This window comes from Rhodoferax sp. XS2R6 (assembly GCF_056521365.1).
The window spans coordinates 802,435-819,514 of record NZ_JBWMAY010000001.1; the positions used below are offsets into that span (position 1 = coordinate 802,435).

The following is a 17,080-nucleotide window of genomic DNA, read 5'->3' on the forward strand; positions in this document are numbered from 1 at the left end:
CGCCCGCACACCCAGCGTTTCAGGTGCTGGCTTCGCCCTTTTCCAGGTCGTTGCGCAGGGCGGCCTGGGCCACGGCATCCAGGGCGTTGTCCATCACATGGCCGTCGGACACCAGATGGATCAGGCCCATGTCGCGCAGACGGTCCATCGTGCGGCGGGACATGGAGTGCGCCCCCCCGCCCGCAGAGGTGAACATGAACAAGGTGCGGTGCGGGCTGGCCCAGGTCAACTGGGCGCGCACCCAGACACCATCCAGCGCCAGGTCCACCCAGGACCCGGTGCCCAGACTCTCGGCAGCCCAGGTGTTTTGCAGGGCCGGATCTGCCGCTTGGGGAGCATCAGGCATGGAAGGCGGCAACTCCTCGCTGTCGCGCATGAAGCCAGAGTCCGCCACCTCGTCGTCCGCCATCCAGAGCTCGTCATCGTCGGGCACCTGAAGCTCTGCGGCATCCACCCTGGGCACCAGGGCAGGCGTGGTGCCCCCCTCTGTCGCGGCCACACGCCCAGCCTCAAAAGCCTGCTCGTGGATGCTGATCAGACCGTCGAAGAACGGTGGAATGCGGTCTTCGGGGTAATCGATACGCTGCAGCCCTTGGCGTAGCTTGACCAGCATTTGCGGCACCATGTCCACCAGGCGCGCCCGGTTGCGGCTGGTCAGGCGCAGCTGCACACTCCAAATCAGGTCGTCCACCAGCGCGAAGTAACCATCAGCGTCCTGCGAGCCATCGGCACAGCGCAGCTGCGACTCCGCAACCACCTGGGCCCAGGGGCCACGCAGAAAAGTCACCACCAGCTCCGGCACACGCTTGCTGCCCACCCGCCCCATGAATTCTTCTGACAACCGCTGGGCCAGCATATTGCGCTGTTCAGCATGCAGCAGGCTGCGTGCCGCTTCTTCCGCACGCTGGCGATGTTGGTGTTCTTCCTGCGCCCAGCCGTCTTCGAGTTTGCGCAGTAAACGGGCGAAGGCGTTCGCATCGCCCTCCCCTCCCGACAGCACGCTGACGGCGTTGTCCAGGGTCTTCTGAAACCGCGTAAAACCAGGCTCCTCGACCGAGGTAAAGGCCAGACTGCGGCTCGTGATCTTGTCCAGAAAATGGCGCGCCGGATGTTTTCTCTCACTGAAGAAACGCGGGTCAGTGTGCGACAAGCGCAACAACACCGGCTCCATGGCCTTGAGGTTCTGGCGGATGCCCGGCAGCATGCGCCGGTCTTGCATCAGGTTGTCCAGCATCAGACGCACGACCTCTTCCCCCAGCTGCTGGCCCAGGGCCTTGCTGCGCACCGCTTCTTTGGACACACGCGGGGCCACCGCAGGGGGCGCCCCGGGCAGGCCCTCCGGGTTGGCCAAGCGCGCGCGCTCGGCCAAGCGCTTCATCATGGGCTCGACCAACTTCATGTCTTCCAGCGCTTCAAACGAGGCAGGCACCGTGTGGGTAAAGTCTTTGACGCCGGCCGCGGCCCCGCTGGGGTCCAGCTCACCGGACAGCAGGCGACGCAGCTTGTCCAGCGTGAGCAGCGTACGGGTGACCGAGTTTTCAGCCCCCTTCACCGGCGCACCAAACGGACCGGTGCCACCCGTCAGGGGCACCACGGGCTCCACACCTTGGGAACGCAACCAGTCCACCATTTCGCGGTACAGCTGGGCCAGTGCCGCCCCCAACAAGCTGGCGGCAGGCCCCATAACACCAGCGCGGGCCTCATCCGCCGGAATGCACTGGGCCAAGGACTCGCGCAGCGCATAAACAAAGTTTTCGGGTTTGAGCGGGTTCAGGTGGGCTTGCACGCTGCTCCAACCCAACAAGCTGCTTACCAGCCCATTGAAAGCCGGCAACACCGTGTCCACGGACAGCAGGACTTCCTGCTCGGTCATGGCCAATTCGATATTGGCGTCGATCTGCTCCTCCTCCAGAAACTGGAAGTCATCGAAGCGCACCCGGGCCGGGGGAGATTGATGCCGCGCCGTGCCGCCGTACACAGCGGAACGCAAGGCCGTGGAAAAGGCGTATTGGAATTCTTTTTTCTGTTGGGCCAAGGCATCCACCACGGCACGGCGCTGGGGGTTCTGGCGGGCGTGCAGGCCTTTCTTGCTATGGGCCTCGGAGGTTGCCAGCTGCAAGCCGGCGATGATGTCGTCGATCACCGCATCACTTTGCTCCAGCACCACCTCGATGCAGGCCTGCAGCGAGGGCTTGGTCGCTCCCGGATCGTGGGCCACGCCGAGGCGCCGCAACAGGTATTTCTTCATCGTGCGCCCATTCTCCACAACCCTGACCGTTTGCACCAGTAGCGTGACAGATTGTTACGGCGCTCAGCCCGTGTTTTGAGGTCCTTGCAACACCTCTTTTAGGCCACCAAGGCAATGCATGCGACAATACGGCCCATTGCGGCGCTTCAGTTGCCCGCAATACCAGCACCTTGCTGGGGACCCCACGACACAGGGCGTCCCACTTTTGAATCCATCTGCCTTTGACTGACTGCCGGCCTTTGTGCCTGCAGAACGGCCGATTCCCAAGCGTCCCGGACGGACGCATCTATCCAATGAACTTCGAAGAACTGAACCTGGCCCCTGCCATTGTCAAAGCCGTGCGTGAGCAAGGTTACGAGACCCCCACCGCGATTCAGGCCCAGGCGATTCCGCTGGTGCTGGAAGGCCATGACCTGCTGGGCGGCGCCCAGACCGGTACCGGCAAGACCGCAGCCTTTACCCTGCCCCTGCTGCACCGCCTCTCCATGAGCCGCAGCGCGCAAAACAAATTTGGCGGCACCGGCATCCGTGCCCTGGTGCTGACCCCCACCCGCGAACTCGCCGCCCAGGTGGAAGAGTCGGTGCGCCAGTACGGCAAGTACCTGCAACTGTCCTCCACCGTCATCTTTGGCGGCGTGGGCATGAACCCGCAAATCTCCAAGGTCAAAAAGGGCGTGGACATTTTGGTGGCCACTCCCGGTCGTCTGCTGGACCTGGCCCAGCAAGGCATGCTGGACCTGGGTCAAGTGCAAATGTTGGTGTTGGACGAAGCCGACCGCATGCTGGACATGGGCTTCATCCACGACGTGAAGAAAGTGCTGGCCCTGGTGCCCAAGGAAAAGCAAAGCCTGCTGTTCTCGGCCACCTTCAGCGATGAAATTCGCGAGCTGGCCAATGGCCTGCTGAAGAACCCGCAAAGCGTGCAGGTGACACCGCGCAACACCACGGTGCAGCGCATCACGCAAGTGATCCACCCCGTGGGTCGCGGCAAGAAAAAGGCCCTGCTGGCCCACATCATCAACGAGCAAAACTGGAGCCAGGTGCTGGTGTTCACCCGTACCAAGTTTGGCGCCAACAACGTGGCCGAATTCCTGGAAAAGAACGGCATCACCGCCATGGCGCTGCACGGGAACAAGAGCCAGGCCGCCCGTACCCAGGCGCTGTCGGGCTTCAAGAGCGGCGATGTGCGCGCCCTGGTGGCCACCGACATTGCCGCCCGCGGTATCGACATTGACGACCTGCCGCACGTGGTGAACTACGAAATCCCGAACGTGAGCGAAGACTATGTGCACCGCATTGGCCGTACCGGCCGCGCCGGTGCCGATGGCGCCGCGGTGAACCTGGTGTGCCTGGATGAAGAAGGCTTCATGCAAGACATCGAGCGCTTCACCAAGCAGAAGATTGACGTCAAGGTCATCGACGGCTTTGGCCCCGAACCCGGCGAAAAGGGCGAACCCATCGCCATGGGCCGCCAGACCATCTGGGGCGGCGCAGGCAAGCCCCCTAGCCGTGACGTGATGCAGGCGGCTGCCAAGGCCGCTCGCACCGAAATGCTGCAACGCGTGCGTGACAGCAAGGCCGGCCAGGGCGGCGCACGCTCCGGCGGCGGTGGCAATGGTGGTGGTCACGGCGGTAATGGTGGTGGCCGTGGCGGCCAGGGACCACGCGGCAATGGCGGTGGAAACGGCGGCGGTAATGGTGGCGGCCAAGGCCGTGGTGCCGACCGCAGCGGCGAATTCCAGCCTCCACGCTCGCAAGGCGCACGTCCTCCCCAGGGCCAAGGCCGTGGCCGCGGTCCCGGCATGGGCCAGCCCGCTGGCTTTGCCAACGAACCCCGTGCACCGCGCGCACCTGCCGGTCAGCCTGACCCGATGCGCACCAGCGTCGATATGATGGCCGAACGCGGCGCTCGCCGCAGTTACGGCGGTGGCAACCGCAACGGAGGCGGCAATGGCGGTGGCGGATACGGTGGTGGCGGCGGAGGCTTCGGCGGCGGCGGTCGCTCGGGTGGCTTTGGTGGCGGGGGCAACGGGTCTCGTGGGCCGCGAGGTTCTGGCGGCTCTTCTAGCCGATAAGCACACCAGCGCGGTGCACAGTCTGGGGCGGCGCATACTGCCCTTGACCCACCCCAAGCTGACCCAACACATCGTCGACTTCGCGGCGCTCCCCGAGCTGCCGCGAACCGACGATGTTTTTATTTGTCTGGGTACCACCATCAAGGTGGCGGGCAGCCAGCAGGCCTTTCGCGCCGTGGACTTTGAGGCAGTTGTGGCTGTAGCCCGCACAGCCTATGCGCAAGGCGCTACCAAATTAGGAGTGGTGAGTGCCATGGGCGCCGACGCCCAATCGGGCATTTTCTACAACCGGACCAAGGGCGAGATGGAGGCTGCCGTGTCTTCCATCGGCTACCCAAGCGTATCCATCGCGCAGCCGTCCATGCTGGCGGGCAACCGCGCTTCGCTGGACCAGCCGGTACGCAGGGGCGAAATCTGGGCGCTCAATGTGTCGCGCTGGTTGGGGCCGCTGATTCCGGCCAATTACCGCTCAATCCAGGTTAAGGACGTGGCGGCTGGACTGGTGCAGGCCGTCAAGGCCGGACGGCCCGGCGTGCAACGCATTCCGTCAGGCGCACTGCAAGGCGCCGCAAGCAGGGGTTAGCCGCGCACGAACAAGGTCACCAGCGCATCCGGCCCCACCTGCTGGCTCCAATGGCCGTGGATGGCGGCATCGAATGTGGCGCCTTCGGGCAGCAAGTCGGCGGAGTAGAAGTGTTCACCAGGTTTGAAGATGCGCGATTCGCCGTGCACACCGATCTCCATTTGCCCCTGCAGGATGAAGCACCACTGCGTGTGGCCCGAGCAGTGGAACTGGCTGCGAAAACCCACGGGGCTGATACGCAGCTGGTAGCCACCTGAGGCAAACACATCGGACAGCAAGGCCTGTGGCGTGCCCTGCTCCAGCGGCACGGCCTCTTCCTTGAAGCGGGCACGGCCGTCGGTGTCGGTGAACAGAATGACTTTGGTGAAAGTGGCCATGGTGGAGTTGGTGTTTGATTGGGGAACAATGCCGGCCATTATTCCCCAACGCTAACCCAGCTCACGCCGGCTGCTGGGCCAGCTTGGCTTCCTTGATTGGCAAGTGGATCAGCGCTGCGCCCACGGCCAACACGATGTCGATATACCAGACCCAGTTGTAGCTGCCGGTGGCATCAAAAATCTTGCCGCCCAAAAACGCGCCCAAGAAGCCGCCCACCTGGTGCGTCAGCATCACCAGTCCAAACAGCGTGGCCATGTGGGCCGTGCCAAAGAACTTGGCGACCAGGCCTGCCGTGGGCGGCACAGTGGATAAAAAGCTCACGCCCATGACGGCGGCAAACACCAGCACCACGGGGCCCGTCTTGGGTGCGAAGAGAAACACCAGCACCGCCACGGCACGCACGGTGTAGACCAACGACAGCAACGACTTCATGCGCCAGCGGCCCACGGCCCAGCCCATGGCGATGCTGCATTGAATAGGCCCAGGATGCCCAGCGCCCAGGCGCCCCACTGGGTGGGCAAGCCGCACGCAGCCACCACCCCCGGCAAATGCGTGGCCAGAAATGCCACGTGGAAGCCGCACACAAAGAAACCTGCCGCCAGCAGCAAAAAACTGGGCGTGCGCAGCGCCATGCGCACCGCTTCGCCGGTGCCCATGGTCTTGGCGCCGGGTGCTACTACCTGCACGTTGTTGCCTTTGAGGAAGAAGGCCGCGGGCAACGCCAACAACACAATGCCTGCCATCACCTGCATGGCATTGCCCCAACCCACGCTGACCATCAGCGCGCCAGCGATGGGCGCCATGATGAATTGGCCAAATGAACCACCCGCATTGACGATGCCCGTGGCCATGCCGCGCTTATTGGCCGGCAGCAGGCGTGTGGTGGCCGCCATCAGCACGGCCGGCCCCGCCATGCCCGCGCCGCCCGCGGCCAGCACACCAATGGCAAATATCAGTCCGGCGGTGGTGGTCATGAAAGGCGTGATGAAAGTACCCAGGGCTACCAGCGCTACGCCCAGCAACAACACGCGCCCGGCGCCCACGCGGTCGGCAAAGGCGCCCGCAAAGGGCTGGGTGAGCCCCCACCACAGCTGGCCAAACGCAAACGCCAGGCTGATGCTGCCCACGCCCAAGCCGGTGGACGTGTTGAGCGAGCTGAGGAACAGGCCCATAGTCTGGCGCACGCCCATGGTCAGCGCAAAAGCGCCCGCGGCAGCCAGCAAGATCACCCACACCGCAAAGGTGCGCGCGGTGGTAGTCGTTGTGGGGGACTCAGGCTTCGTCATCGTCAGGCTCCAGGGGGGACAGTAGTTCCAGGGCTTCGTCAATCAGCGCATGCAGCACCAGCACGCGTTCGATGCCCAGCGTGGCGTTGATGCCCTCTTGCGCCACGCGCCACTTGCGTTGTGCCTCGGTGCGCTTGGTTTGGCCCGCATCCGTAGCGCGGATCAGGCGGCTGCGTGCGTCGTCGCCCGCGTTCACCACGATCCAACCACTGGCAATGAGTGGCTGCAGGTTGCGCGACAGCGTGGACGTGCTCATGCGCATCACGCCCGCCAGATCCACCGCACGAATCGGCCCCAGCTTCACCACATGCGACAGCAGCGAGTACTGCGTGGTCTTCAGGCCGGTCTTGGCCAGTTCCGCGTCGTAATGCTGGCTCACGCGGCGCGTGAGCTGGCGCAGCTTGAGGTTGGTACAGCCCTGCGGCTTGGGAACATCCGCGACTGCCACGGGCTTGACAAGGGTTTTCATGTCAATTATTGTAGCTGCATCTGTTGCATATGCAAGTTTATTCCAAGGACCCACCCATGAACGCCATGACCACCCCCACCGCGCTGGACGCCTGGCTGGCCGAAGAAGCCACTGTTATCACCCGCCTGAACGCGGGCCCCGGCCCCGGGGTGGCCCGGCCGGACCAAATCTTGTACCTGAACGGCCTGGAGCAGATGCAGGCCATGCTGCGCGGCGAGCTGCCCTACGCTGCCATTGCCAAGACGCTGGACTTCACGATTCTGGAAGTGTCCGAGGGCCGTGCGCTGTTCCAGGGCACGCCGGGCCCCGCCCACCTCAACCCCATGGGCACCATCCACGGCGGCTGGTACGCCACGTTGCTGGATTCGGCGCTGGGCTGCGCGGTACACACCATGATGCTGCCCGGGCGCGGCTACACCACGGCCGAACTGGGTGTGAACCTGGTCAAGGCCATTGGCCCCAAGGTGCAGCGCATTCGCGCCGAAGGCAAGGTCATCCACTGCGGCCGCCAGCTCGCCACCGCCGAGGCCCGCCTCTATGGCCCCGACGGCACGCTGTACGCCCACGCCACCACCACCTGCCTGGTGTTTGACCTCAAACTGCCCGGGTAAACGCGGGCTGCGGCACAATCTCTGGCATGCGATTTCTCCACACCATGCTGCGCGTTGGCAACCTTCAACGCTCCATCGATTTCTACACCGGCGTGCTCGGTATGCAGGTGCTGCGCACCTCGGAAAACCCCGAGTACAAATACAGCCTTGCCTTCCTCGGCTTTGACGGCGGCAACCCCGGCCAGGCCGAGATCGAGCTGACCTACAACTGGGGCGTGGAAAGCTACGAGCTGGGCACCGCCTACGGCCACATCGCCCTCGGCGTGCCCGACGCCTATGCCGCCTGCGAGAAGATCAAGGCGGCCGGTGGCAACGTGACACGCGAAGCCGGCCCGGTCAAAGGCGGCACCACGGTGATTGCGTTTGTGACCGACCCCGATGGCTACAAGATCGAGTTGATCCAGCGTAAGGAAGATGCTGCAGGCGGTGGATTGCGCTAATTTGCTACTTTTTTAGTAGCTGCTCGCGCAGTATCCACCGCATCTACAGCCCATTTATTTATAAATTTCGGGCACCTCACAAGCGAGCTTGCTTGCAGCGTGTATCTGGCAGCAAGCGGCTCATCTCATTTTTGACCACGGCATAACACTCGCACACGTGCGACTCCAGCCCGTGCCGGTCCAGTACCGCAATGTGTCCGCGCCGGTAGCGGATGTAGCCCACCTGTTGCAAGCGCCCAGCGGCCTCCGTCACACTCTCCCGCCGCACGCCCAGCATGTTGGAGACCAGCTCCTGCGTCATCACCAGTTCACGTTGGGGATGGCGGTCCAGCGTCATCAGAAGCCAACGGCAGAGCTGCTGCTCCACGCTGTGGTGGCGGTTACACACCAAGGTTTGCGCCACCTGTGTAATCAAGGCCTGGGTGTAGCGCAGCAGTAAACGGTGCAAAAACTCTGCGCGGGAGAACTCTGCCTTGAGCAGCTGCCCGCTGAGACGGTAGGCATGCCCCTGCGCCATGACCACTGCAGAACTGCTGGTGCTGTTGCCCCCCATGAACAGGGAAATTCCCACCACCCCCTCATTGCCCACGCTCGCACTTTCGGCCGTGGCGCCAGACTCGGTTACGTAGTGCAAAGAGACAATGGCACTGGTTGGAAAGTAGACATGTTGCAGCTCCCCACCGGGCTCATACAGCATGGCCCCCAGGGGCAAGGAAATAGGCTCCAGGTGGTCGGCAATACGCGCGAAATCCAGCGCTGGCAAAGCCGCAAGAAGTTGGTTGTGGCGCGGGTCAAGGTGCGGCGTCATCACGCACTTCAACACCGATGCCTCGGTAGCCGATGAGGCTGCAAGACCGGTTGAACATGGGCTCCCCGCTCACCCGAAATTGCTGGCGCCGGCCATTGGGGTGGGTGCGGCTGAACAAGAAATCGATAAAGGGCTGGCGCGCAGCGATTTTCTCCTGCAGCGCGGCGCGCTCGCTCTCATTCCAGCCGTCGATGGGTGCCCCCCCAGCCTCCCCCAGCAAGGTGTCCACCTGGATACCCAGCATGTCCAGCACCGGGCCAGAGACCTTGGTAAACGCCCCCAGTTCGTCCTGCTCCCAGTACCAGTCGGAGGCTAGCTCTGTCAGGCTGCGGTAGCGCGCCTCACTCTCCTGCAGTTCCTGTGTTCTGCGTTGCACAGCCAACTCTAGCGCCGTATTGAACTCAGCCAGTTGCCGGTAGAGCAGCCGCACCTCCAGCATGTTGTGAATGCGTGTTTTCACCTCCACCAGATCGAAGGGTTTGCTGATGAAATCCTTGGCACCCGCCTGCAAAGCACGCAACTTGTGGCCCGGCTGCGCCGTCAGCACGATCACCGGCAAGTAACTATTTTCGATGTTCGCTTTGAGCCCCTCCATCACCTGAAAGCCGTCCATGTCCGGCATCTGCAGATCCAGCAGGATCAGGTCGTACAGGTTGTCGCGGTGCAAACTGCACACCTCGTCGGGATTGGAGGTCGAACTCACGTGTTTGTATCCGGCGCTCTGAAGCAATTGCTCCAGCAACTCCACATTGGCTTGCTGGTCATCCACTATCAAAATACGGGCCGCAAAAATGTCGTCTGAACTGATCATGGTGTCTCTTCCTGTTTCTCTTTCTTATTAACTCCCCTGCGTGTCTTGGCTACTTTCAACGATATGTCCAGGATGTCCATGAACTCGTTGACCTTGATCGGTTTGGTGAGGTAGCGGAAAAAACCCGCCTCCAGCCCTCTCTCGATATCCCGTGGCATGGCATTGGCACTGAGCGCAATTACCAACATATGTGCCGTGGCGGCGTCATCCGCCAAAATCTTCATCGCCTTGATCCCATTCAAGCCCGGCAGGTTGATGTCCATCAGGATCACATCCGGCTGCGACGCACGCGCCATCGCAACGCCCTGCATGCCATCGGGCGCGCTGAGCAAACGGATATCGGGCCGCCGTGCCACCAACTCCTGCACCAGCAGCAGGTTGGCCGGGTTGTCCTCAACGTAAAGCAAGGTGTAAACATTCGCGTTGTCCGACTGCAGGGGAAGCGTGATGCTGTCCAGCGCAGTGCTATGGGCATCTACTAGCCGTTCACTGGTCAGATTCAGCTCGAACCAGAACACACTGCCTTCGCCCACCGTACTTTCCACGCCAATGCAGCCGCCCATCAACTCCACCAGGCGCTTGGTCATCACCAGGCCGATGCCAGTGCCTTCTTCGGCGCTGGTCTCTTGGCCCAGGCGGTTGAAGGGCTGGAACAGCTTGGTCAGTTGTTCGCCCGTTAACCCCTCTCCGGTGTCTTCAATACCGATACGAATCCGCTCTGCCGAGAGCGCGGTGCAGGTCAGCGTGACCCGGCCGCCGATGCGGTTGTACTTAATGGCGTTAGACAGCAGATTGATCACCACCTGCTTGACCCGGGTGCGGTCTGCACGCACACAATAGTGCGTGCTGAGCAGTGGAAAGTGCATCTGCACATTGCGCTTGGCCGCCTGTGGTTCACACATGGTCTCGCACTCTTGCAGCACCTCGCGCAGGGCCACCGACTCGGGCGACAGCGACAGGCGCCCTGATTCGATCAGCGCCAGGTCCAGGATTTCGTTGATCAGCTTGAGCAGGTACCAGCCCGCGTTGAGGATCTGGTCCAGGCTGCGTTTCTGCGACACCGTAGGCGGCGGCATGCCCGACTCAATCAACTGCGCAAAACCCAAAATCGCGCTCAGCGGCGTGCGCAGCTCATGGCTCATGCCCGATAAAAAATCCGACTTGGCCAGATTGGCCTGCTCCGCGGCCGCCATCGCCAGCTTGAGGTTGGCCTCCACCTGCTTGCGCACGGAGTTGTCGGTGGCAATCAGCAGGTAACCGATGATGTCCTCGTACTCATTACGCAGCGCGGTGATGGAGGCAATCGCCGGAAAACTGCTGCGGTCCTTGCAGATGTAGGTCAGCTCGTAGATGTCTTCGATGCCGCGCGAGGCCTTGAACGCCAGCGCCTCAAAACCCGGTGCAATGGTGGTGCCCAGCTCCGCGCTCAGCGCCTGCGCACGGGCAATCACTTCTAGGGGGTCCTGGATATCGCTGGGCTTGATCTTGTTGACCACCTCGGCCGCCAAGTAGCCGAGCTTGCGCTCCGCCCCCACGTTGAAGAGCTGGATGATGCCTTTCTCGTCGGTGGCAATGATGGAAAAATTGGCACTGGTGAGGATGGCGCTCTGCAAGGCCCCAGTCTTGAGCCAAGCCTGCTGCCGCAGCAACTCATGCGAGCTGCTGAGAGCGGAAGGGGCGCCGCTTGCGGTCGCCTGAAAGGGCTTGTCCAACATGAATACTTCCGGGGTTAGTCGCTATCGCCCGTTCGCGGCATCCGCTGCCGCACGACGAAGAGAGACTTCGGTGGCATGCGGTTTGGCGCACAGACAATGAGCGGACCTTATCCGTCCATCGCCGAAAAATATGTGCGTTACCGAACATAGCCGTTCAATGCGCCCCATCTATGGAGGCCTACAGCACTATCGCACCGAGCCAAATAGCTATCAAATTAATAGCTGCTTGCGCAATATCCACCTGGGCTATGTGCCGATTTCTCTAAAAATCACACCACATAACAAGTCTGGATCGCTTTCAGGCGCTGCGCGATGGCCCGGCGCAGGGCCACAGGTGCCAGCACCACCACATCGGGCGCCATGCGCAGCAGCTGGTAGCTGGCGTTGTCCAGGGTTTCTATCGGGATCCTGAGGCGCACGGTCTCGCCTGGTTGTGCGATTGGCGCCTGCGCCGCCACGGCCTTGGCTACCGCGCTGCTGAGCTGGCGCAGCTGCTTCACGCCCTGGGCTGTGGCCTGCACCACGGCATGGCCCTGGTACAGCTCGGCCTCGAAGCGTTGGATCGATTCGGTCCAATAGGCTGGCAGGTCAAACCGCTTGGGCCGCGTGCTGGCCTTGTCCAGCACCGTGGCGCCAAGGATGTTGGAGATGCGGTAGGTGCGCGGTTTGGCGTCGCTGGTGGCCACTAGGTACCAGACGCCCGCCTTCAAGACCAACCCCAACGGGTGCACAGTGCGTTGCACCTCGGCCTTCCAGCTGTCGTAGCGCAGGCTCAGCTGCCGCTCTTGCCACACGGCGGTGGCCACCGTGGCCAGGTGCGGCACCGGGTCGGCCTCGCGGTACCAGTCGGCCGGGTCCAGGTGAAAGCGGGCCTGCACACGCTGCGCATCGTCGCGCTGGTGCGCGGGCAGCGCACTCATGAGTTTGAGCTGTGCGTCCACCACCTGCTGGCCCAGGCCCAGCTCGGCCGCGGGGCCGGCCAGCCCACTCATGAACACCGCCTGCGACTCGGACGCCGTGAAGCCGGTGAGCGTGGTCTTCCACCCCTCCACCAACTGAAAGCCGCCGTTGCGCCCTTGCTCCGCATAAATGGGCACGCCCGCTGCGGTGAGCTGGTCCACATCGCGGTACAGCGTGCGCACGGAGACTTCCAGCAGCTGGGCCAACGCCTGCGCGCTCATGCGCCCGCGGGTTTGCAGAAGCATCTGGATAGTCAGGAGGCGGCTGGCACGCATATCGGCATGGTAGCCATAAAAGATGACATTCGATGGCAGCTATTACGACACACACTCGCTCCCATCTTCACAAATCAACAAGGAATCGAGATGGAACACCTCTGGCTTTATGCGGTTTTGGTAGCGGGCATCGTCGTGCTGCCCGGCATGGACATGGCCTTTGTGCTGGCCAGCACGCTGGTGGACGGCCGGCGTTCTGGCGCCGCGGCCGTGGCGGGCATTGTGCTGGGCGGCATGGTGCATGTGGCCATGGGCGCGCTGGGCGTGGGTTTGCTGTTGCAGCACTTGCCCATCGCATTTAACGCACTGCTGCTGGCCGGCAGCCTGTATGTGGCGTGGATGGGCTACAGCCTGCTGCGCAACACGCAAGCGCTGTCCGAAGTGCAGGACCAACCCTCGCGCCCTTTGCACAGCACCTTTCTGCGCGCCACCCTCACCTGCTTGATGAACCCCAAAGCCTACATCTTCATGCTGGCCGTGTTTCCGCAGTTCATTCGCCCGCAGCTGGGCAATATTGCCACCCAGTCCATCGCCCTGGGCGCTATCACCGCCGCGGCGCAGATCGCGGTGTACGGTGGCGTAGCGCTGGCCGCGGCACAGTTGCGCGTATGGCTGCGCGGCAGTTCGTCCAGCCAGACGGCGTTCAGCCATTGGCTGGGTGGGCTGCTGGTACTGACCGCGGTGTGGACGCTGTGGATGGGGTGGCGGGTGGCTTGAGTTCAGCCGCGCCGGGCGGCTTCAATCTTTGCGATGTCGATCTTGCCCATCTCCATCATCGCTTCGAACACGCGCTTGGCGGCTGCACGGTCCGGGCCCGCCATGGCATCGGTCAGGGCACGCGGTGTGATCTGCCACGACAAGCCCCATTGGTCTTTGCACCAACCGCATTGGCTTTCTTGCCCGCCGTTGCCCACGATGGCGTTCCACAGGCGGTCGGTTTCGACCTGGTCGTCCGTCGCCACCTGGAACGAAAAGGCCTCGGTGTGTTTGAACATCGGCCCGCCGTTGAGCCCGAGGCAGGGAATGCCCATCACGGTGAACTCCACCGTCAGCACTTGGCCCTGCTTGCCCATGGGGTAGTCGCCCGGTGCGTAGTGCGCCGCGCCCACCGCACTGTTGGGGAAGGTCTTGGCATAAAACTCCGCGGCCTCCACTGCGCCGCCGTCGTACCAGATACAAACCGTGTTCTTGGGGGTCATGGATGTTCTCCTGGGGTGAGCGTTGCCGTGAACACCACGTGTGTGGCCAGCGCGGTGTTTTCGTGCTGGATGCAGGTGTAGCCCAAAGCGGGCAAGTTGACACCCTCGAACAGCCGCTCCCCCGCGCCCAGCAACACTGGCGAGATGGCGATGTGCATTTCGTCAATCAGGCCCAGGCGCAAATACTGCTGGATGGTGTTCACCCCGCCGCCCACCCGCACGTCCTTGCCCCCGGCCGCCGCACGGGCGCGCTCCAGCGCGACCACGGGGCCTTCGGTGACAAAGTGGAAGGTCGTGCCACCCTCCATAACCAACGGCGGGCGCGCGTGGTTGGTCAGCACAAACACGGGCACGTGGTACACCGGGTTCTCCCCCCACCAGCCGCGCCAGCTTTCGTCCGGCCAGGGCCCGCGCACGGGGCCGAACATATTGCGCCCCAAAATCCAGGCACCCATGTTCTGGAAACCACGCTGGGCAAAGTCGTCGTCGATGCCCGTCGCTCCGCCCTCAGTGTTGCCAAACACCTTGGTCTGAAACGTGCGCGTGGACATCGCCCAGCCATGCAGCGAGGTGCCGCCCACGCCGAGCGGGTTGGCCAGGTCTTGGTCAGGGCCTGCACCGAAGCCGTCCAGAGAGATGGTGAAACTTTCTACGCGGAGTTTGGACATGGGGATTCCTGGCGTTGTTGGTCGCTTCACTCAATCGCAGTGCTCGATATCCGATTACTGTTGAATAGCTTCTGCATGCAGCTTCAACCCCAGCGCACCCATGACCTTCAGAATGGTATCGAAGCCCGGCGCACGATCACCCGACAGTGCTTTGTAGAGGCTCTCACGGGATAGCCCGGCATCACGTGCCACCTGCGACATGCCTTTGGCACGGGCAATATCGCCAAGTGCTTTGGCAATAAAAGTCGCATCCCCGTCGGCCTCTTCGATGCAAGCCTCAAGGTAAGCCGCCATTTCCTCCGGAGTTCGAAGATGCTCCGCCACGTCATAACGGGAAGTTGTTGTCTTTGTCATGCCTACTCCTTCATATTGCGCGCCAACCGCAACGCCGTTTTGATATCTGCGGCCTGGGACGACTTGTCACCACCAGCCAACAAAATCACAAGCTCTCGGTCTCGCTTGGTGAAATACACCCGATAACCGGGTCCAACATCAATACGCAACTCGGAAACACCCTCGCCAACAGACTTCACATCGCCGGGGTTCCCAGCCGCAAGCCGTTCGATTCTGACCAAGATGCGTGCTCGCCCTCGAAGATCATGAAGACCATCTATCCAAGCAGCATAGACATCGGTTTTTCGGATTTGGATCACAGACTAACTGTAGCCAACAGACTACAACCTGTCAAGGTGAGAACTACGGCTTGGGGCTGCTGCCATTGCCGGTGGGTACTGTTCACGCTTTTGGCAATACCGTGCTCAGCCATTCGCGTGTCAATCGCCCGTGGCGATCACGTATGCCTTGGTAAGCCGAAAAACGTGTGCTGGTATGTCTTCACCACCTAGTGGTGCAGAAGTAGGGCAAAAGCGTGAACCGAACACTTCATCAATGACAAGAGGGACGAAGCTCTCGTGCTCCACCTGAACTAATTTTCCGAGATGGCAACGTATATCAACCTCCAACACCAAGTCCGCACCAGCCATAAATGGTGCGCGACTCAATGCACCCAAAAACTGATCCTTCAGTTCCTCTGGCAGGCCAGCCACAAGCAAGGGAAGCTGCTCTCGCTTAAAGTCAAAACTTGCGCAATGTGATTCATCTACTAGCTCTGTATTGACCGAAGCTGTATAGAGATTCAGGTCAATTTTGGCAAACATACCGAGTCGAACTCCCACCATGATGACATCAGCCCCATCGACCAACCCTAAACGAGAAATCTTGAACCCAAAATCTGGTTTCAACTGCCTTAGCTCCGGCTGCAGCAAATACTTTGGTGCGAGATACCTCTCAATTTCCTCCCAATGCGATTCGAATTTTTTGAATGGCAAGTCCAGAAGCGGAATAAGACTGTCGGCGCTATAGACAACTAGATGTCGCCCATTGCACAACGCGAAATTTTTTGTCCGAATCTCAGGATGGATGGCATAGCTATACGCTTGTTGAACGTTGGCCGCCGACGCTACGCTTTCGATCGGGCTCTTTGCGTCCAACACAGCCACTGGACGACCTTTGTAGTTCAGCGTGTAGTCTGGAATGATCGTAACGGGATGTTGACGGGTACCAACATAGATAAACGGCTGGACCAGTGATCTACTCCGGGTAACGGTTTGATCCCCGGTAGGGTGATACCCCAATCTGCGAAGCATTGGAACAATGATGACTTCCCGAACCGAATCCTCTTTGAAGTTTGGGTCATTGAACAGCGCTTCATCAAAGTGATCAAACATTTCGTTTCCTTTGTATCGGAGATGTCTCATTCCGCATTTTCAGAGGATAGCTAAATTCCACTCAACCAGTTATTTCATTAATTTGCTACCAAATACATAGCTGCTCGCGCAATAACAAAGGGGGCCTCAGCCCCCTTTGTTATTCAATCGCCAGTGCGCCTTACTTGCGCAGCGCCTGCGTATCTTTGGCAAGCTGCGTGATCTTGTCCCACTCGCCCTTGACCATGGCATCAGCAGGCACGATCCAGGAGCCGCCCACGCAGACCACATTGGGCAGCGCCAGAAACTCGGGCGCATTTTGCAGCGTCACGCCGCCGGTGGGGCAGAACTTCACGTCGAAGAAGGGGCCGCTCCAGGCCTTGAGCATGGCGGGGCCGCCGGCTTGCATGGCGGGGAAGAACTTGAGCTGGGTGAAGCCGTCTTCCTGCGCCATCATGATTTCGCTGCCGGTGGCCACACCGGGCAACAGCGAGAGGCCCAGGTCGCGGCAGGCCTGGCCCACGGCGCTGGTGTAGCCGGGGCTCACGGCAAAGCGCGCGCCAGCGTTGGCAGCGGCTTGCGCATCGGCCTTGCTGCGCACGGTGCCGGCGCCGACCACGGCTTCGGGCACATCACGGGCAATGGCTTCCATACAGGCCAGGGCCTGGGGGGTGCGCAGTGTCACTTCGAGCATGCGCACGCCGCCGGCCACCAGGGCGCGGGCCATGGGCACGGCATGGGCCACATCGTTGAGCACGATCACAGGGATGACGGGGGCGTCCTGCATCACTTGCAGGGCGGTAAAGGCGGGAGCTTGAGACATATAAATTCCAGATCGACGTTATAGG

Annotated in this window: 18 protein-coding genes and 1 pseudogene; 5 read left to right on the forward strand and 14 right to left on the reverse strand. The window is 61.8% G+C overall.

Translation table 11 applies throughout. The annotated features are described in order from the left end of the window. Nucleotides 1–19: 19 nt before the first annotated feature. Nucleotides 20–2,248: a DUF1631 family protein gene (locus AC097A_RS03780; protein WP_479619808.1), complete on the reverse strand. Its 2,229-nt coding sequence runs from the start codon at nt 2,246–2,248 to the stop codon at nt 20–22. Between the two features lie 293 nt (nt 2,249–2,541). On the opposite strand from AC097A_RS03780, the gene AC097A_RS03785 reads away from it, so the two are divergent. Continuing rightward, nucleotides 2,542–4,323, forward strand: coding sequence for a DEAD/DEAH box helicase (locus AC097A_RS03785; protein ID WP_479619809.1), 1,782 nt, complete (start codon nt 2,542–2,544; stop codon nt 4,321–4,323). A 43-nt stretch (nt 4,324–4,366) separates the two neighbouring features. Beyond that, complete coding sequence (locus tag AC097A_RS03790; protein ID WP_479619810.1) at nt 4,367–4,906, forward strand: Rossmann-fold NAD(P)-binding domain-containing protein; 540 nt, start codon at nt 4,367–4,369, stop codon at nt 4,904–4,906. Here the strand turns inward: AC097A_RS03790 and AC097A_RS03795 are convergent. From AC097A_RS03795 to AC097A_RS03805, 3 genes and pseudogenes are all read right to left on the reverse strand, one after another. Then, nucleotides 4,903–5,283 (reverse strand): cupin domain-containing protein, encoded by a 381-nt coding sequence (locus AC097A_RS03795; protein WP_479619811.1) that lies wholly within the window; start codon nt 5,281–5,283, stop codon nt 4,903–4,905. The two genes, AC097A_RS03790 and AC097A_RS03795, sit on opposite strands and share 4 nt — an antisense overlap. Nucleotides 5,284–5,344: 61 nt before the next feature. Continuing rightward, nucleotides 5,345–6,570, reverse strand: a pseudogene (locus AC097A_RS03800) (MFS transporter). Then, nucleotides 6,557–7,039, reverse strand: coding sequence for a MarR family winged helix-turn-helix transcriptional regulator (locus AC097A_RS03805; RefSeq protein WP_479619812.1), 483 nt, complete (start codon nt 7,037–7,039; stop codon nt 6,557–6,559). Before AC097A_RS03805 ends, AC097A_RS03800 begins: the two are co-directional and overlap by 14 nt. Before the next feature lie 65 nt (nt 7,040–7,104). On the opposite strand from AC097A_RS03805, the gene AC097A_RS03810 reads away from it, so the two are divergent. Together AC097A_RS03810 and gloA are read left to right on the forward strand one after the other, a co-directional pair. Continuing rightward, on the forward strand, nt 7,105–7,650 hold the full coding sequence (locus tag AC097A_RS03810; RefSeq protein ID WP_479620196.1) for a PaaI family thioesterase: 546 nt from the start codon (nt 7,105–7,107) through the stop codon (nt 7,648–7,650). A gap of 26 nt (nt 7,651–7,676) precedes the next feature. After that, on the forward strand, nt 7,677–8,090 hold the full coding sequence (gene gloA, locus AC097A_RS03815) for a lactoylglutathione lyase (protein ID WP_479619813.1): 414 nt from the start codon (nt 7,677–7,679) through the stop codon (nt 8,088–8,090). A 76-nt stretch (nt 8,091–8,166) separates the two neighbouring features. On the opposite strand, the gene AC097A_RS03820 is transcribed toward gloA, so the two are convergent. From AC097A_RS03820 to AC097A_RS03835, 4 genes are all read right to left on the reverse strand, one after another. Further along, a complete protein-coding gene (locus AC097A_RS03820; RefSeq protein WP_479619814.1) occupies nt 8,167–8,898 on the reverse strand; it encodes a Crp/Fnr family transcriptional regulator in 732 nt (243 codons plus the stop codon). Continuing rightward, nucleotides 8,882–9,709, reverse strand: coding sequence for a response regulator (locus tag AC097A_RS03825; RefSeq protein WP_479619815.1), 828 nt, complete (start codon nt 9,707–9,709; stop codon nt 8,882–8,884). The genes AC097A_RS03820 and AC097A_RS03825 overlap by 17 nt, the downstream gene beginning before the upstream one ends. Beyond that, nucleotides 9,706–11,424, reverse strand: coding sequence for an ATP-binding protein (locus AC097A_RS03830; RefSeq protein WP_479619816.1), 1,719 nt, complete (start codon nt 11,422–11,424; stop codon nt 9,706–9,708). Before AC097A_RS03830 ends, AC097A_RS03825 begins: the two co-directional genes overlap by 4 nt. 269 nt (nt 11,425–11,693) lie before the next feature. Then, nucleotides 11,694–12,659 (reverse strand): helix-turn-helix transcriptional regulator, encoded by a 966-nt coding sequence (locus AC097A_RS03835; RefSeq protein WP_479619817.1) that lies wholly within the window; start codon nt 12,657–12,659, stop codon nt 11,694–11,696. Nucleotides 12,660–12,749: 90 nt separating this feature from the next. Between AC097A_RS03835 and AC097A_RS03840 the strand changes: the two genes are divergently transcribed. After that, the gene (locus tag AC097A_RS03840) at nt 12,750–13,376 is read left to right on the forward strand and encodes a LysE family translocator (protein WP_479619818.1); all 627 of its coding nucleotides are present in this window, start codon (nt 12,750–12,752) and stop codon (nt 13,374–13,376) included. Between the two features lie 2 nt (nt 13,377–13,378). Here AC097A_RS03840 and AC097A_RS03845 read toward each other — a convergent pair whose 3' ends face one another. From AC097A_RS03845 to eda, 6 genes are all read right to left on the reverse strand, one after another. Continuing rightward, complete coding sequence (locus AC097A_RS03845) at nt 13,379–13,858, reverse strand: VOC family protein (RefSeq protein WP_479619819.1); 480 nt, start codon at nt 13,856–13,858, stop codon at nt 13,379–13,381. Next, nucleotides 13,855–14,526: a dihydrofolate reductase family protein gene (locus tag AC097A_RS03850; protein WP_479619820.1), complete on the reverse strand. Its 672-nt coding sequence runs from the start codon at nt 14,524–14,526 to the stop codon at nt 13,855–13,857. The genes AC097A_RS03845 and AC097A_RS03850 overlap by 4 nt, the downstream gene beginning before the upstream one ends. A 54-nt stretch (nt 14,527–14,580) precedes the next feature. Beyond that, nucleotides 14,581–14,880 carry an addiction module antidote protein gene (locus AC097A_RS03855; RefSeq protein WP_479619821.1) on the reverse strand — a complete coding sequence of 100 codons (300 nt, stop codon included), beginning with the start codon at nt 14,878–14,880 and terminating at the stop codon, nt 14,581–14,583. Nucleotides 14,881–14,882: 2 nt separating this feature from the next. Then, nucleotides 14,883–15,179, reverse strand: coding sequence for a type II toxin-antitoxin system RelE/ParE family toxin (locus AC097A_RS03860; protein WP_479619822.1), 297 nt, complete (start codon nt 15,177–15,179; stop codon nt 14,883–14,885). Between the two features lie 120 nt (nt 15,180–15,299). Beyond that, a complete protein-coding gene (locus AC097A_RS03865; RefSeq protein ID WP_479619823.1) occupies nt 15,300–16,253 on the reverse strand; it encodes a hypothetical protein in 954 nt (317 codons plus the stop codon). 160 nt (nt 16,254–16,413) lie between these two features. Further along, nucleotides 16,414–17,055, reverse strand: a complete 642-nt coding sequence (gene eda / locus AC097A_RS03870; RefSeq protein WP_105262568.1) for a bifunctional 4-hydroxy-2-oxoglutarate aldolase/2-dehydro-3-deoxy-phosphogluconate aldolase — start codon at nt 17,053–17,055, stop codon at nt 16,414–16,416. Between the last annotated feature and the right edge of the window lie 25 nt (nt 17,056–17,080).

Coding starts and splice junctions, on each gene's coding strand:
- AC097A_RS03780 (WP_479619808.1), bottom strand. CDS start 2,248: ATGAAGAAATACCTGTTGCGGCGCCTCGGCGTGGCCCACGATCCGGGA.
- AC097A_RS03785 (WP_479619809.1), top strand. CDS start 2,542: ATGAACTTCGAAGAACTGAACCTGGCCCCTGCCATTGTCAAAGCCGTG.
- AC097A_RS03795 (WP_479619811.1), bottom strand. CDS start 5,283: ATGGCCACTTTCACCAAAGTCATTCTGTTCACCGACACCGACGGCCGT.
- AC097A_RS03805 (WP_479619812.1), bottom strand. CDS start 7,039: ATGAAAACCCTTGTCAAGCCCGTGGCAGTCGCGGATGTTCCCAAGCCG.
- AC097A_RS03810 (WP_479620196.1), top strand. CDS start 7,105: ATGACCACCCCCACCGCGCTGGACGCCTGGCTGGCCGAAGAAGCCACT.
- gloA (WP_479619813.1), top strand. CDS start 7,677: ATGCGATTTCTCCACACCATGCTGCGCGTTGGCAACCTTCAACGCTCC.
- AC097A_RS03820 (WP_479619814.1), bottom strand. CDS start 8,898: ATGACGCCGCACCTTGACCCGCGCCACAACCAACTTCTTGCGGCTTTG.
- AC097A_RS03825 (WP_479619815.1), bottom strand. CDS start 9,709: ATGATCAGTTCAGACGACATTTTTGCGGCCCGTATTTTGATAGTGGAT.
- AC097A_RS03830 (WP_479619816.1), bottom strand. CDS start 11,424: ATGTTGGACAAGCCCTTTCAGGCGACCGCAAGCGGCGCCCCTTCCGCT.
- AC097A_RS03835 (WP_479619817.1), bottom strand. CDS start 12,659: ATGCGTGCCAGCCGCCTCCTGACTATCCAGATGCTTCTGCAAACCCGC.
- AC097A_RS03840 (WP_479619818.1), top strand. CDS start 12,750: ATGGAACACCTCTGGCTTTATGCGGTTTTGGTAGCGGGCATCGTCGTG.
- AC097A_RS03845 (WP_479619819.1), bottom strand. CDS start 13,858: ATGACCCCCAAGAACACGGTTTGTATCTGGTACGACGGCGGCGCAGTG.
- AC097A_RS03850 (WP_479619820.1), bottom strand. CDS start 14,526: ATGTCCAAACTCCGCGTAGAAAGTTTCACCATCTCTCTGGACGGCTTC.
- AC097A_RS03855 (WP_479619821.1), bottom strand. CDS start 14,880: ATGACAAAGACAACAACTTCCCGTTATGACGTGGCGGAGCATCTTCGA.
- AC097A_RS03865 (WP_479619823.1), bottom strand. CDS start 16,253: ATGTTTGATCACTTTGATGAAGCGCTGTTCAATGACCCAAACTTCAAA.
- eda (WP_105262568.1), bottom strand. CDS start 17,055: ATGTCTCAAGCTCCCGCCTTTACCGCCCTGCAAGTGATGCAGGACGCC.